Below are 13,710 nucleotides of genomic sequence, written 5' to 3'. Positions count from 1 at the left end.
GGGACTGCGCCGCGGCTTAGGCGACCGCCAGCGGACGCTGGGAGAGCGGCGTGCTGGACTCGCCGTTGGCGTCGTAGGACGACGCGCTCTCGCTGCGGCCGAGGTGGCGCAGCGCCCAGTTGACCTCGCGTCGGCGCCGCGACAGCAGCGCGCCGTTGGCGCGATTGGCGTCGGCCAGCTCACGCAGCCGCAGTTCGGCCTCTGCGCCGGCGGGCACGTCGGCCTCGAGTGCGCGCAGTGCCGCCAGCTTGGCGCTGGTCGCCTGCATGAGGCCTTCCACGTTGTGATCCAACAACGCCTGGCGCTCGCCGGCGAGCGCGTCGCTGAGCTGCTGCAGGGGGTTGGTCACGGACATGTTCATGCGCCGAGTTGCCGATCCATGTCGATCATGCGGCTGGCGATCGCGTCGGGGTTGATCTTGTAGCTGCCGTTCTGCAGCGCCGAGCGCACCGCATCGACGCGGCTGCTGTCCACCGCCGGCGCGGCCGACAGTTGGCGTTGCAGGGTCTGCAGACCGGACGCTTCGCCGGTCAGGCGCAGGCTATCGGTGGCTGCGGCCGCACCGACCGCACGCTCCTTGCCTTCCTCGGACGCGCCGGAGGCGGCCTTGGTCGAGACGGACGACGTGCGAAGGGTGGCCGGGCTCGGCAAACTCCCTTCAATTTTCTGGGTCATGACGGACATCCTGTTACGGGTTCGGTGTAGGTAACGGCACAGCGTCGGAGAACTTTAGCCGGATTCTTAGCGCGTCACTAAAACGTCGCCATTTTGTGACACAGTTCCCTGAACGATGCGCTTGGACGACAGGTTTTCGACGGTCACCCGCTCGTTTTCGCCCGCATCGCCCAGTGCACGGCCGGACATGCGCACTTCCAGGCCGCCACTGCGTGCCACCAGCGCCACATTGTCGCCGCGCCGGACCAGCCGCGGCGCGACCAGGTCGGTGGCGGACAGCAGGGTGCCGGCCGGCAAGGTTCGCCGCACCACCTTGCCGATCGCCGCTTCCGGCTCGGTCATCGCGGCGCCGACGATGCGCGCCGCGTCGCGCTTCTCGGGGACGATATCGGCCGCGCCGATGGTTTCTCCAGCGGACAGGCCGCGCGCCAGCACCAGCACATGCTGCATGCGCCGCACCTTGACCGGGACGAACAGCCGCCAGCCGGTCTCACGCGGGCAACTCACCTCCACGGTCGTGGTGCCGGTCGGCTGCGCCTGCAGCGGCACCGGGCACAGCGGCACCCGCACCGAGGGGTCCAGGGTCGCCTCGGCATCGGCGTCGGCCCCGGCCAGCGACAACGCCGCGGCACGGATCGACTCCACCGGCTGGAAGTCCGCAGCCCAGGCCGGCGTCGCCGCCAGCAGGACCAGCAATAGGATCGGGCGCATGGCCGTCTCTCTGGGAAAGGTCGCCGGCACCATGCAAAGGCCGTGCCGCAAACCGCACGACCGATCCGGACCGCGCCCTCAAGTTCCGCCGCGCAGGCGCCGATATGAACGCCATGAGTCATGACCTTCTCAACCGAATCGACCAGCGCACCCGCTTGGCGGGCCACAACCGGCTTGCCCTGCTGCTGTTCCGGCTGGGCGGTCGTCAGCTTTTTGGCGTGAACGTCTTCAAGGTGCAGGAAGTGCTGCGCCGGCCGGAGCTGTTCCAGGTGCCGGGGCTGCCGCTGCAATTCTCCGGCGTCGCCGACGTGCGCGGGCGCTCGGTGCCGGTGCTCGACCTGGGCCTGGCCATCGGCCATCCGGAGCGCGAGCCGAACGCGGACACCGCCCCAGGCTATCTGGTGGTGACCGAGTTCAACCGCTCGGTCCAGGGCTTCCTGGTCAGCGGCGTGGAACGCATCGTCAACATCGCGGTGGAGGACATCCATCCGCCGCCGGAACTGGGCGCCGAGTCCAGCTACCTGACCGCGGTGACCCGTTTCCAGGGCGAGTTGATCCAGGTGATCGACGTGGAAAGCGTGCTGGCCGACATCGCCCAGACCCGGGTCGAGGCCAACCTGGACCCGTCGCTGGCGCTCACCGGCCCGCAGCTGCAGGTGCTGGTGGTCGACGACTCGCGGGTGGCGCGGCAGCAGATCCGCAGCGTGCTGGACCAGCTCGGGGTCGGCGCGACCCTGCTGTCGGACGGCCGCCAGGCCCTGGACCATCTCTTGCAGATCCACGCCGCCGGAGAGAATCCGGCCGAACGCTACGCCATGGTGATCTCGGACATCGAGATGCCGGCCATGGACGGCTACACGCTGACGACGGAAATCCGCCGTCACCCCGGGCTGGCCGGCCTGTACGTGCTGTTGCACACCTCGCTGTCGGGCGTGTTCAACAATGCGATGGTCGAGCGCGTGGGCGCCAATGCCTTCGTGGCCAAGTACAGCCCCAACGAGTTGGCCGAGTACGTGCTGACCCGGCTGCGGGTGGTCGCCGCGGCAGCGCAAGCGGCCGCCTGACCCGGGCAGCCCGACCCAGGCGCCGCGCCCCGTCAAGCGGCCGGGCTGACGCCCTATAGAAAGCGCGGACGCTGCCGGCGTCCCGCGACCGACCATCTGATCTTCCGGGCCCCGCGCCCCCTTTGGCACGCGCCTTGCCTGTGGTTTCGGCAACGAACCGCGGGATCGTGCCATGTCCAATCCGATCACAGCCTACTTCGGCGTCCATGGCGACGCCCTGCCACTGCGCGAGCAGCGCATGAAGCTGATCGCCAGCAACCTCAGCAACGTCGACACGCCCGGGTACAAGGCCCAGGACCTGGATTTCGACGCGGCGATGCGTGCCGCGCAGGGACAGCGCGAAGGCACCCAGCTCACGGTCGACGACAGCCGCCACATCGCCGTCGGCGGCGATGGCCTGAATCCGTTCCAGATCACCCGGGCCGCCAGCCAGCCCAGCATGGACGGCAACACCGTCGACCCGGACGCCGAACGCGCCGCCTACGGCCGCGCCGCGCTGGAGTACCGCGCCTCGCTGAGCTTCCTCGAATCCAAGGTGCGCAGCATGCTCACCGCGATCACGGGCCAATAAGCATGAGCAACCTGCCGATCTTCGACGTCGCCGGCTCCGCGCTGCAGGCGCAGTCGGTGCGCATGAGCACCATCGCCAGCAACCTGTCCAACGCCGATTCGGTGGCCGGTTCGGCGGAGGCGGCCTACAAGCCGATCGAGCCGATCTTCCAGGCGGTGCGCAACCCGCACGACAGCAGCCTGACCTCGGTCAACGTCAAGGAAATCGCCCAGACCAACGCACCGCCGATCAAGCGCTACGAACCCGGCCATCCGCTCGCCGACGCCGAGGGCTACATCTATTCGCCCGATGTGGACCCGGTCTCGCAGATGGTCAACCTGATCTCCGCCTCGCGCAACTACCAGGCCGGCGTGGAGGTGCTCAACACCGCCAAGGAACTGGCGCTGGCCACTCTGACCATGGGCCGCTGATCCGCCCTCCTTCCGCCGCGTCACGTCCCAGGACCGCTTCCATGAGCAGCGTCACCACCTCCACCGACACCTATTCCAGCCTGGGCCTGAGCGCCTCGGCCAACACCAGCACCACCAAGAACAAGGCGCTGCAGCAGGCGGACTTCCTGAAGCTGATGACCGAGCAACTGCAGCACCAGGATCCGCTCAAGCCGATGGACAACAGCCAGATGGTCGCGCAGATGGCGCAGCTGTCCACCGTGCAGGGCATCGGCGACCTCAACAAGACCGTCACCGCGCTGTCCTCGTCGATGAGCACCGACCAGGTGCTGCGCGGCGCCAACCTGATCGGGCACAAGGTGCTGGTGCCGTCGGCGACGCTGCCGCTGGGCGCCGAGGGCAGCACCGGCGGCCTGGTCGCTGCCAAGGCCGCCGGCGTGGTCGACGTCACCGTCAGCGACGCCACCGGCCAGCCGATCAAGAAGATCAGCCTCACCGCCGACAAGGCCGGCCAGCTCGATTTCGCCTGGGACGGCACCGACGCCAGCGGCAAGCGCATGCCGGCCGGCAGCTACAGCATCACCGCTGGGCAGACCGATGCCCAGGGCAACCAACTGTCCCTGTCCACCTACGTCCAGGCGCCGGTCGAGAGCGCCATCATCGGATCGGACGGCATCTATCTCGATCTGACCGGGCTCGGCACCACGCCGCTGACCAACGTCCTCCGCGTCAGCTAACGCCACGCCGACATCCACAGGAGTCCACCATGGGTTTCAATACATCGCTGTCCGGCCTCAGGGCGGCCAATACCGACCTCAACGTCACCGCCAACAACATCGCCAACGCCAACACCACCGGCTTCAAGGGCTCGCGCGCCGAGTTCGCCGACCAGTTCACGCTCAACGGCTACGGCCTGGCGCGCAACGCGGTGGGTTCGGGCGTGCGCGTCAGCAACGTCGCCCAGCAGTTCTCGCAGGGCACCATCGATCCGACCGGACGCAGCCTGGACCTGGCCATTTCCGGCTCCGGCTTCTTCACCCTGTCCAACAACGGCGCCCGCGTGTACTCGCGCGCCGGCAACTTCCAGACCGACGCCAACGGCTATGTGGTCAATCCGCAGGGCGCGCGGCTGCAGGTGTTCCCGCCGGCGAGCAACGGCAACGGCTTCGCCGCCGGCACCCTGACCGACCTGCAGCTGCTGACCACCGACAGCCCGCCCAAGCAGACCAGCACGGTCAACCTGACCTTCACCCTGCCCGGCAACACCCAGCCGCCGACGGTGACCACGTTCGATCCGAACGACGCCAACAGCTACAACAACTCCAGCGGCGGCACCACGGTGTACGACTCGCTGGGCGTGGCCCACGTGCAGACCTCGTACTTCGTCAAGACCTCCACGCCCAACCAGTGGACCGTCTACAACTACGTGGACGGCGTCGCCGCCGGCGGTGCCAGCACGCTGCAGTTCTCCAACAGCGGCGCGCTGGTCAGCCCGGCCGACGGCAAGATCGCGCTGGGCACCTTCACGCCCTCCACCGGCGCCGGCACCCTGTCGCTGACCCTCAACGTGTTCGGGTCGACCCAGTACGGCGAAGCCTTCGCCCTGCGCGGCGCGACCCAGGACGGCTACGCCAGCGGCAAGCTCAACTCGATCAGCATCGACGAGAAGGGCATCGTCTACGCGCGCTACTCCAACAACGCCGACAAGGCGCTGGGCCAGATCGCAGTGACCAACTTCGTCAATCCGCAGGGCCTGAGTTCGCTCGGCGACAACGCCTGGGCGGAAAGCTCGGCGTCGGGCATCGCCCGCACCGGCTCGCCTGCGACCTCGGACTTCGGCAGCGTGCAGTCCGGCGCACTGGAATCCTCGACCGTCGACCTGACCGAGCAGCTGGTCAACATGATCGTGGCCCAGCGCAACTTCCAGGCGAACTCGCAGGTGATCTCGACCCAGGATCAGGTCACGCAGACCATCATCAATATGCGTTGATGACCACCGGGAATCGGGAATGGGGAAACGGGAATCGTAAACGCGGTTCCCGCCACCGACCTCCCGCTTTCCGCCATTCCCGATTCCCCATTCCCGGTTCCCTCCAATGGACAAAGCCCTCTACGTCGCCATGACCGGCGCCCGCGCGTCGCTGCAGGCGCAGGCCACCGTGTCGCACAACCTGGCCAACGTCGAGACCTCCGGGTTCAAGGCGGCGCTGGCCAATACCGAGGCCTATCGGATTCCTGGCGCCGGTTATCCGTCGCGGATCGATGCGCTGCACATCGACCAGGGGTTCAACCGCGACGTCGGCGCCCAGCACCAGACCGGCAATCCACTGGATCTGTCGCTGGATGCCGATCGCTGGCTGGCGGTGCAGTCCGCCGACGGCAAGGAGGCCTATACGCGCGGCGGCGAATTGGCGCTGACCCCGAACGGTCAACTGGTCACCGCCAGCGGCCATGCGGTGCTCGACGACCAGGGCAATCCGGTGGCGATTCCGCCGCACCAGTCGCTGGAGATCGGCAACGACGGCACGGTGTCGATCGTGCCGCTGGGCGAAGCTCCCACCGCGATGAGCACCATCGCCACGCTGAAGGTGGTGCAGGCACCGGCGGACCAGCTCACGCGCAGGCCCGACGGCCTGATGCGCAATGTCAGCGACGATCCGGCCAAGGCCTTTGCGCCGGCCACCGGCAATTCGCTGCGAACCGGGGTACTCGAGGGCAGCAACGTCGATGCCGCCGGCGCGCTGGTGCAGATGATCCAGTTGCAGCGCCAGTTCGAAATGCAGGTGAAGGTCATCAAGAACGGCGACGAGAACGCGCAGTCGGCCAACACCCTGCTGCGTCTGAACGGCTAAGGCACGCCGCGGCGCCAGCGGCGCCGGTTTGGCACGGCACGTGCATCACTCCCTGCGCCCCCGGCGCGTCGTGCCGGGGCCACCATCAGAGGAACTCGGGTCATGAATCAGGCTTTGTGGGTCGCCAAGACCGGACTGGATGCGCAGCAGACGCGCATGTCGGTCGTCTCCAACAACCTGGCCAACACCAACACCACCGGTTTCAAGCGCGACCGCGCCAACTTCGAGGACCTGCTGTACCAACAGCTGCGGCAGCCAGGCGGCGCCAGCTCCTCGCAGACGCAGCTGCCCTCGGGCCTGCAGGTGGGTACCGGCGTGCGCGTGGTCGCCACCGCCAAGGATTTCGAGCAGGGCAGCCAGCAGCAGACCGATCGCGCCCTGGACGTGATGGTCAACGGCCGCGGCTTCTTCGAAGTGCAGATGCCGGACGGCACCTCGGCCTACACCCGCGACGGCAGCTTCCAGATCGATGCGCAGGGCCAACTGGTCACCAACAGCGGCTACCCGATCCAGCCGGGCATCCAGATTCCGGAAGGCGCGCAGTCGGTGACCATCGGCTCCGACGGCACGGTGAGCGTGCAGGTCGCCGGTACCGCCGCGGCACTGCAGGTCGGCGCGCTGACCCTGACCGACTTCATCAATCCCTCCGGCCTGCAGGCCCAGGGCCAGAACCTGTATGTGGAAACCGCCGCCTCCGGGCCGGCGACGAACGGCACGCCCGGCCTCAACGGCCTCGGCAAGATCGCGCAGGGCGCGCTGGAAGGCAGCAACGTCAATGTGGTGGAAGAGCTGGTGAGCATGATCGAGACCCAGCGCGCCTACGAGATGAACGCCAAGGCCATCTCCACCACCGACTCGATGCTCGGCTATCTGAACAACAACGTCTGATCCCCTCGCCTCCGGAATCCGCCATGTCGCGCCTGTCCTCTCTCTCCTTCTCCGCCGCGCTGCTGCTGCCGGTCCTGCTCGGCGGTTGCGCCGGTCTGGGCGTGGCCGCCGGCGACGTGCGTCCGTACGCGCCGATGGCGCCGATCGTGCCGGTGATGGCGCCGCAGGCGCAGCCGACCGCAGGTGCGATCTACGCCGCCGGCCCCGGCCTGCAGCTGTACTCCGATCGCCGCGCCCGCGACGTCGGCGACCTGCTGACCATCACCCTGGTCGAAAGCACCAACGCCAGCAGTACCGCCAACACCAGCATCAGCAAGAAGGACGCGGTGACCATGGCCACGCCGACGCTGCTGGGCGCGCCGCTCACCGTCAACGGCACCAACATCCTCAACAACTCCACCAGCGGCGACCGCAGCTTCGCCGGCAAGGGCAACACCGCGCAGAGCAACACCATGCAGGGCAGCATCACCGTGACCGTGATGCAGCGCCTGCCCAACGGCAATCTGGTGATCCAGGGCCAGAAGAACCTGCGGCTGAACCAGGGCGACGAACTGGTGCAGGTGCAGGGCGTGGTCCGCGCCGCCGACATCGCCCCGGACAACACCATTCCCTCCAGCAAGGTGGCCGAAGCGCGCATCGCCTACGGCGGCCGCGGCGCGGTCGCGCAGTCCAACGCGATGGGCTGGCTGAGCCGCTTCTTCAACTCGCGCATCTCGCCGTACTGAGGCCCGCCATGACTCTTCTGTCCCTGCCCTGCCGCCTGCTCGCCGCCGTCGCCCTGTGCGCCGGTCTGGCCGCGCCGGCCGCGGCCGAACGCATCAAGGACCTGGCCCAGGTCGGCGGCGTGCGCAACAACGCGCTGGTCGGCTACGGCCTGGTCGTCGGCCTGGACGGCAGCGGCGACCGCACCAGCCAGGCGCCCTTCACCGTGCAGAGCCTGAAGAACATGCTCGGCGAGCTGGGCGTCAACGTGCCGGCCAACGTCAATCCGCAGCTGAAGAACGTGGCCGCGGTGGCGATCAGCGCGCAGCTGCCGGCGTTCGCCAAGCCGGGCCAGACCATCGACATCACCGTCTCCTCGATCGGCAACGCCATCTCGCTGCGCGGCGGCACCCTGCTGATGGCGCCGCTGAAGGGCGCCGACGGCCAGGTCTATGCGGTCGCGCAGGGCAACCTGGTGGTCGGCGGCTTCGGCGCGCAGGGCAAGGACGGTTCGCGGATCTCGGTGAACGTGCCCAGCGTCGGCCTGATCCCCAACGGCGCGACGGTGGAACGTGCGCTGCCGGACGTGTTCGGCAACACCGGCGAGATCACCCTGAACCTGCACCAGCCCGATTTCACCACCGTCTCGCGCATGGTCTCGGCGCTGGAAAGCACCTTCGGCCCCGGCAGCGCGCATGCGGTGGACGGGTCCACCGTGGCGGTGCGTTCGCCCACCGACCAGAGCGCGCGCATCGGCCTGCTGGCACGGATCGAGAACGTCGAGCTGTCGCCGGGTGCGGCACCGGCCAAGGTGGTGGTCAACGCCCGCACCGGCACGGTGGTGATCGGCTCGCAGGTCCGGGTCAGCCCGGCGGCGATCTCGCACGGCTCGCTGACGGTGACCATCAGCGAAGGCACCCAGGTCAGCCAGCCCAATGCGCTGAGTGGCGGCCAGACCGTGGCCACGCCCAAGTCCACCATCACCGCCACCAACGAAGGCAGCCGCATGTTCAAGTTCGAGGGCGGCACCTCGCTGGATCAGATCGTGCGGGCGGTCAACGAGGTCGGCGCCGCGCCTGGCGACCTGATCGCGATTCTGGAAGCGCTCAAGCAGGCTGGTGCCCTGAGCGCGGAGCTGGAGGTGATCTGACATGCGTATCTCGGCCGCTCCCTTCGACCTGCACGCCTCTACCCAGAACGATCCGGCCAAGATCGACAAGGTCTCGCGCCAGCTCGAAGGGCAGTTCGCCAACATGCTGGTCAAAAGCATGCGCGAGGCCAGTTTCGGCAATTCGCTGTTCCCCGGCGAGAACCAGACCTTCCGCGACATGTACGACCAGCAGCTCGCCAAGGGCCTGACCGACGGCAAGGGGCTGGGCCTGGCGGCGATGATCTCCAAGCAGCTCGGTGGCGGCCAGCCGGCGGCGACCACGCCGGCCAATACCTCGCTGGGCGCGGCCAAGGCGGCCAAGGCCTACTCGCTGGTGTCCGGCCAGTCCGGCAACGGCCCGATGGCGCTGCAGGGCGAAGCCGCGCTTGCCGCCGGTGCCACGGCCGGCGCCGGCGTCGGCCCGTGGAGCGGCGCCGAGGCGACCGCCGCCCCGCAGCAACAGGTGCTGGACATGATCGCCGGCCGCGAGAGCAGCGCCATGCACCAGGCCATTGGCAGCAGCCCGGCCGACGGCAGCGCCGGCCTGTCCTGGGCCGGTGCCGACGACCGCTGGTCGAACGTGCAGGCGGCCGCCGACAGCGGCACCGCCATCGATCCCAGCGCCGCCGCGGCCGCCAACGCCGCCGCGGCCAGCCTCGGCGAGCGCACACCGGAAGGCTTCGTCGCCAAGATCTGGAACCATGCGCAGAAGGCCGCGCAGGAATTGGGCGTGGACGCGCGCGCCCTGGTCGCGCAGGCAGCGCTGGAAACCGGCTGGGGCCGCCGCGGCATTTCCCGCGGCGACGGCGCCAGTTCCAACAACCTGTTCGGGATCAAGGCCACCGGCTGGAACGGCGACCGCGTGACCACCGGCACCCACGAGTACGTGGACGGGGTCAAGCAGTCGCAGACCGCCGATTTCCGTGCCTATTCCTCGCCGGCGGAAAGCTTCGCCGACTACGTGCGCCTGCTGAAGACCAATCCGCGCTACCAGCAAGCACTGAAGGCCGGCACCGACATCCGCGGCTTCGCCCAGGGCCTGCAGCGCGCCGGCTACGCCACCGACCCCGCCTACGCAGCCAAGATCGCCGCCATCGCCGGCGGCCCGACTATCGGCCGTGCGGTGGCCGCGATCGGCAGCGCCGCCGCCGGCGGCATCGAGCGCGTGCTGGCCAGCACCGTCGATCCGTCCGGCCTCGTGCGCCGTTGAGGTAGCCGTCCATGTCCATCCTCTCCACCGGTACCGGCGCCCTGCTCGCCTTCCAGCGGGCCCTGTCCACGGTCAGCCACAACGTCGCCAACATCAATACCGACGGCTACAGCCGGCAGCGGACGACGTTCGCGACCACGGTCCCGAGCCAGTACGGCAGCGAGTTCATCGGCAACGGCACCCAGATCACCGACGTCTCCCGCGTCGCCGACCAGCTGGCGATCTCGCGCCTGTTCGACAGCACCGGCGAAGTCGCCCGGCTGAAGCAGCTCTCCAGCCTGTCCAGCCGCGTCGACGGGCTGTTCTCGGACAAGGCCACCAGCATCGCCGGGCAGTGGTCGAACTTCTTCGACGCCACCACCGGCCTGTCCTCCAACGCCTCGGCCAGCGCCAACCGGCAGAACCTGCTGGACGCCGGCAATTCGCTGGTCACCCGCTTCAAGCAGCTCAACGGCCAGCTCGATTCGCTCGGCAGCGAAGTCAACAACGGCCTGCTGGCCGGCACCGCCGAGGCCAACCGCCTGGCCACCGAGATCGCCAAGCTCAACGGCCAGATCGGCTCCAACGCCAATGCCGCCGCACCGGACCTGCTCGATCGCCGCGACCAGATGATCGGCCAGCTCATCGGCTACACCGGCGGTAGCGTCATCCAGCAGGACGGCGGGATGATGAACGTCTACACCTCCGGCGGCCAGGCGATGGTGGTCGGCACCAATGCGTCGACCCTGGTCACCAGTCCCGATCCCTACCAGCCGGAAAAGCTGCAGATCGCGCTGAAGACGCCGGGCGGCTCGACGCCGCTCACCAGCAAGGCGCTGGGCGGGCAGATCGGCGGCTTCCTGGAGTTCCGCAGCAACGTCCTGGATCCGACCAAGGCCGAACTCGGCCGCATCGCCACCGGCGTGGCCAGCAGCTACAACCAGCAGCACCGCGCCGGCATGGACCTGTACGGGCAGATGGGCGGCGATTTCTTCAACCTGCCGGCGCCGACCGTGGACGGCAACAGCGCCAATACCGGCACCGCGGCATTCACCGCCAACGTCAGCGACCTGAGCAAGCTCGACGGGCAGAACCTGCTACTGACCTACAACGGCACCGCCTGGAGCGCCAGCCGCGCCGACACCGGCGCCAGCGTCCCGATGAGCGGCTCCGGCACCAACGCCGATCCGTTCGTGGTCAACGGCGTGACCCTGCAGGTCTCCGGCACCGCCGCCAGCGGCGACAAGTTCCTGCTGCAGCCCACCGCCAATGCCATCAGCAAGCTGTCCGTGGCCATCAGCGACCCCTCGCGCATCGCCGCGGCGACGCCGATCCAGGCCAGCGCCACGCTCAGCAACCAGGGCACCGGCAAGGTCAGCAACGTCGCCGCGACCAACGCCAGCAATGCCAACCTGCTGACGCCGGCGAACATCGCCTTCATCGATTCCACCCACTACTCGATCAACGGCGGCGCGCCGCAGACCTACACCGCCGGCCAGACCATCAGCGCCAACGGCTGGAGCCTGACCATGGACGGGGTCCCGTCCGCCGGCGACAGCTTCGCGGTGGGCCCGACCGGGGTCGGCTCGAGCAACAACGGCAACGCCCTGCTGCTGTCCAACCTGGACGATGCCAAGGCCTTCAACGGCGGCACCATCACCCTCAACGGTGCGGTGGCCGGTCTGACCACCACGGTCGGCTCGGCGGCGCGCCAGGCCAAGTACGCGGCCGATGCGCAGGACGTGATCCAGAGCAGCGCACAGGACGCGCGCGACTCGCTGTCCGGCGTCAACCTCGACGAGGAAGCGGCGGACATGCTGCGTCTGCAGCAGGCCTACCAGGCGGCCTCGCGCCTGATCTCCACCGCCGACACCCTGTTCCAGTCCATCCTGAGCGCGGTCCGATGAGCAATCGCATCTCCAGCGGCATGATCTTCAATCAGTCGCTCAACACCATGCTCGGCAAGCAGGCGACGATCTCGCACCTGCAGCAACAGCTCTCCACCGGTCAGCGCATCGTCAGTGCGGCCGACGATCCGGTCGCCGCGGGCACCGCGGTCAGCCTAGACCGCACGGTGGCCGCGCTGGCGCGCTTCGGCGACAACGCCAACAACGTGCAGAACCGGCTCAACCTGCAGGAAAACTCGCTGGCGCAGGCCGGCGACCTGATGGCGCGGGTCAAGGATCTGACGGTGGAAGCCAATAGTTCGGCGCTGACCACGCCCGACCGCAAGGCCATCGCCGCGGAGCTGAAGACCCTGCACGACAGCCTGCTGAGCCTGTCCAACAGCACCGACGGCTCCGGCCGCTACCTGTTCGGCGGCACCGCCGACGATGCGGCCCCGTTCGCCGTGGTCTCGGGCAACGTGGTCTACAGCGGCAACCAGACCCAGCGCAGCGTGGAAGTGGCACCTGACACCAAGGTCTCCGACACCCTGCCCGGCAGCGAGATCTTCATGCGCGTGCCCACCGGCGACGGCACCGTGGACGCGCATGCGGCCGCCGGCAACACCGGCACCGGCCTGCTGCTGGATTTCAGCCGCGACGGCTCCGGCAGCGCCTGGAACGGCGGCAGCTACAGTGTCGTGTTCACCGCCGCCACCACCTACGAGGTGCGCGACAGCAGTGGCGCGGTGGTCAACACCGGCACCTATGCCGCCGGCGAGAGCATCGGCCTGCCCGGCTTGAAGATGCGCGTGGACGGCGCCCCCGCCGCCGGCGACAGCTTCCAGATCGGCGCCTCGACCACCAAGAACGTGTTCTCCACCATCAGCAACCTGGTCAACCTGCTCAACACCGATCCGATCACTCCGGCCGCCAAGGCTGCGCTGCAGAACGGTCTGCAGTCGTCGATGCGCGACATCACCCAGGCCTCGTCGAAGATGATCGACGCGCGCGCCGCCGGCGGCGCCCAGCTCGCGGCGATCGACAACGCCACCGACCTGCGCGCCTCCAACGACGTGACCCTGAAGACCACCCTGTCCTCGCTGCGCGACCTCGACTACGCACAGGCGATCTCCCAGTACCAACTGGAACAGTCGGCGCTGAAAGCGGCACAGACCATCTTTACCCAGATGCAGAGGATGTCGCTGTTCGACCGGCTCGGCTGATCGGCGATATACCGGATATACAGAAAGGCCCGGAGCGCGGCGACGCTTCCGGGCCTTTCGCGTTATACAAAGATCGTCATCGCCGCTGGATAAGTAGACAACGCGCAGGCAGCCCTAAAGTTTGCCGAAGTGCGGCCGAGAAAGGCTCTCCGCGGTATTCCTGGTGTTTTGCGCATCGCCGGAACGGCAAATTTTCTGCAGTAAATCGCTAAAGGTTGCGAGCCTGTCGCCGTTACTTATATCACCAGCCGCACTGGCCAAATTGATGGCCCCCTGCGGAGACTCCAGGCACCAACCGGTTGCCGGACAAATCGCTTAGAGGAGATATCAAAATGGCACAGGTCATCAATACCAACGTAATGTCGCTGAACGCTCAGCGGAACCTCAATACCACCAGCGCCAGCCTGGCG

Annotated in this window: 15 protein-coding genes and 1 pseudogene; 13 read left to right on the top strand and 3 right to left on the bottom strand. The window is 68.2% G+C overall.

Annotation, left to right across the window (positions count from 1 at the left end; translation table 11 throughout):
• Positions 1-16: 16 nt before the first annotated feature.
• The 3 genes from CEK66_RS10470 to flgA all read right to left on the bottom strand — a co-directional run bounded on the left by CEK66_RS10470 (position 17) and on the right by flgA (position 1,386).
• On the bottom strand, positions 17-355 hold the full coding sequence (locus CEK66_RS10470) for a flagella protein (RefSeq protein WP_026143350.1): 339 nt from the start codon (positions 353-355) through the stop codon (positions 17-19).
• Positions 356-357: 2 nt separating this feature from the next.
• The gene (gene flgM, locus CEK66_RS10465; RefSeq protein WP_026143351.1) at positions 358-675 is read right to left on the bottom strand and encodes a flagellar biosynthesis anti-sigma factor FlgM; all 318 of its coding nucleotides are present in this window, start codon (positions 673-675) and stop codon (positions 358-360) included.
• Between the two features lie 66 nt (positions 676-741).
• Positions 742-1,386: a flagellar basal body P-ring formation chaperone FlgA gene (flgA, locus tag CEK66_RS10460; RefSeq protein WP_148828688.1), complete on the bottom strand. Its 645-nt coding sequence runs from the start codon at positions 1,384-1,386 to the stop codon at positions 742-744.
• A gap of 113 nt (positions 1,387-1,499) precedes the next feature.
• On the opposite strand from flgA, the gene CEK66_RS10455 reads away from it, so the two are divergent.
• From CEK66_RS10455 to CEK66_RS20615, 13 genes and pseudogenes are all read left to right on the top strand, one after another.
• Positions 1,500-2,450, top strand: coding sequence for a chemotaxis protein (locus tag CEK66_RS10455; protein WP_026143352.1), 951 nt, complete (start codon positions 1,500-1,502; stop codon positions 2,448-2,450).
• A gap of 172 nt (positions 2,451-2,622) precedes the next feature.
• Entirely contained in the window at positions 2,623-3,021 is a 399-nt protein-coding gene (flgB, locus tag CEK66_RS10450; RefSeq protein WP_152236878.1) for a flagellar basal body rod protein FlgB, read from the top strand.
• Positions 3,022-3,023: 2 nt separating this feature from the next.
• Positions 3,024-3,431 (top strand): flagellar basal body rod protein FlgC, encoded by a 408-nt coding sequence (gene flgC / locus CEK66_RS10445; RefSeq protein WP_017908570.1) that lies wholly within the window; start codon positions 3,024-3,026, stop codon positions 3,429-3,431.
• Positions 3,432-3,472: 41 nt separating this feature from the next.
• Complete coding sequence (locus CEK66_RS10440; RefSeq protein WP_017908571.1) at positions 3,473-4,147, top strand: flagellar hook capping FlgD N-terminal domain-containing protein; 675 nt, start codon at positions 3,473-3,475, stop codon at positions 4,145-4,147.
• A gap of 29 nt (positions 4,148-4,176) precedes the next feature.
• The gene (gene flgE, locus CEK66_RS10435) at positions 4,177-5,400 is read left to right on the top strand and encodes a flagellar hook protein FlgE (protein WP_043091976.1); all 1,224 of its coding nucleotides are present in this window, start codon (positions 4,177-4,179) and stop codon (positions 5,398-5,400) included.
• A gap of 106 nt (positions 5,401-5,506) precedes the next feature.
• Positions 5,507-6,262 (top strand): flagellar basal body rod protein FlgF, encoded by a 756-nt coding sequence (locus tag CEK66_RS10430; protein WP_017908573.1) that lies wholly within the window; start codon positions 5,507-5,509, stop codon positions 6,260-6,262.
• A 102-nt stretch (positions 6,263-6,364) separates the two neighbouring features.
• Entirely contained in the window at positions 6,365-7,150 is a 786-nt protein-coding gene (gene flgG, locus CEK66_RS10425) for a flagellar basal-body rod protein FlgG (RefSeq protein WP_017908574.1), read from the top strand.
• 23 nt (positions 7,151-7,173) lie between these two features.
• Entirely contained in the window at positions 7,174-7,875 is a 702-nt protein-coding gene (gene flgH / locus CEK66_RS10420; protein WP_017908575.1) for a flagellar basal body L-ring protein FlgH, read from the top strand.
• An 8-nt stretch (positions 7,876-7,883) separates the two neighbouring features.
• Positions 7,884-9,002 carry a flagellar basal body P-ring protein FlgI gene (locus CEK66_RS10415; protein ID WP_017912877.1) on the top strand — a complete coding sequence of 373 codons (1,119 nt, stop codon included), beginning with the start codon at positions 7,884-7,886 and terminating at the stop codon, positions 9,000-9,002.
• A gap of 1 nt (position 9,003) precedes the next feature.
• Positions 9,004-10,212 carry a flagellar assembly peptidoglycan hydrolase FlgJ gene (gene flgJ, locus CEK66_RS10410; RefSeq protein ID WP_152236877.1) on the top strand — a complete coding sequence of 403 codons (1,209 nt, stop codon included), beginning with the start codon at positions 9,004-9,006 and terminating at the stop codon, positions 10,210-10,212.
• An 11-nt stretch (positions 10,213-10,223) separates the two neighbouring features.
• Positions 10,224-12,098: a flagellar hook-associated protein FlgK gene (gene flgK, locus CEK66_RS10405; RefSeq protein WP_152236876.1), complete on the top strand. Its 1,875-nt coding sequence runs from the start codon at positions 10,224-10,226 to the stop codon at positions 12,096-12,098.
• Entirely contained in the window at positions 12,095-13,300 is a 1,206-nt protein-coding gene (flgL, locus tag CEK66_RS10400) for a flagellar hook-associated protein FlgL (protein WP_017914297.1), read from the top strand. The genes flgK and flgL overlap by 4 nt, the downstream gene beginning before the upstream one ends.
• Before the next feature lie 332 nt (positions 13,301-13,632).
• Positions 13,633-13,710 (top strand): annotated as a pseudogene (locus CEK66_RS20615) (flagellin); the annotation flags it as partial.

It is taken from the genome of Xanthomonas sp. LMG 12460 (assembly GCF_009192895.1).
In the GTDB taxonomy this organism is placed as follows: domain Bacteria; phylum Pseudomonadota; class Gammaproteobacteria; order Xanthomonadales; family Xanthomonadaceae; genus Xanthomonas_A; species Xanthomonas_A sontii.
Note: the sequence above shows the minus strand (reverse complement) of the source record. Positions and strands in the feature narration are given on the sequence as shown.

Bases quoted from the DNA above. Each gene is read 5' to 3' on its own strand.
- CEK66_RS10470 (WP_026143350.1), bottom strand. From the start codon at position 355: ATGTCCGTGACCAACCCCCTGCAGCAGCTCAGCGACGCGCTCGCCGGC.
- flgM (WP_026143351.1), bottom strand. From the start codon at position 675: ATGACCCAGAAAATTGAAGGGAGTTTGCCGAGCCCGGCCACCCTTCGC.
- flgA (WP_148828688.1), bottom strand. From the start codon at position 1,386: ATGCGCCCGATCCTATTGCTGGTCCTGCTGGCGGCGACGCCGGCCTGG.
- CEK66_RS10455 (WP_026143352.1), top strand. From the start codon at position 1,500: ATGAGTCATGACCTTCTCAACCGAATCGACCAGCGCACCCGCTTGGCG.
- flgB (WP_152236878.1), top strand. From the start codon at position 2,623: ATGTCCAATCCGATCACAGCCTACTTCGGCGTCCATGGCGACGCCCTG.
- flgC (WP_017908570.1), top strand. From the start codon at position 3,024: ATGAGCAACCTGCCGATCTTCGACGTCGCCGGCTCCGCGCTGCAGGCG.
- CEK66_RS10440 (WP_017908571.1), top strand. From the start codon at position 3,473: ATGAGCAGCGTCACCACCTCCACCGACACCTATTCCAGCCTGGGCCTG.
- flgE (WP_043091976.1), top strand. From the start codon at position 4,177: ATGGGTTTCAATACATCGCTGTCCGGCCTCAGGGCGGCCAATACCGAC.
- CEK66_RS10430 (WP_017908573.1), top strand. From the start codon at position 5,507: ATGGACAAAGCCCTCTACGTCGCCATGACCGGCGCCCGCGCGTCGCTG.
- flgG (WP_017908574.1), top strand. From the start codon at position 6,365: ATGAATCAGGCTTTGTGGGTCGCCAAGACCGGACTGGATGCGCAGCAG.
- flgH (WP_017908575.1), top strand. From the start codon at position 7,174: ATGTCGCGCCTGTCCTCTCTCTCCTTCTCCGCCGCGCTGCTGCTGCCG.
- CEK66_RS10415 (WP_017912877.1), top strand. From the start codon at position 7,884: ATGACTCTTCTGTCCCTGCCCTGCCGCCTGCTCGCCGCCGTCGCCCTG.
- flgJ (WP_152236877.1), top strand. From the start codon at position 9,004: ATGCGTATCTCGGCCGCTCCCTTCGACCTGCACGCCTCTACCCAGAAC.
- flgK (WP_152236876.1), top strand. From the start codon at position 10,224: ATGTCCATCCTCTCCACCGGTACCGGCGCCCTGCTCGCCTTCCAGCGG.
- flgL (WP_017914297.1), top strand. From the start codon at position 12,095: ATGAGCAATCGCATCTCCAGCGGCATGATCTTCAATCAGTCGCTCAAC.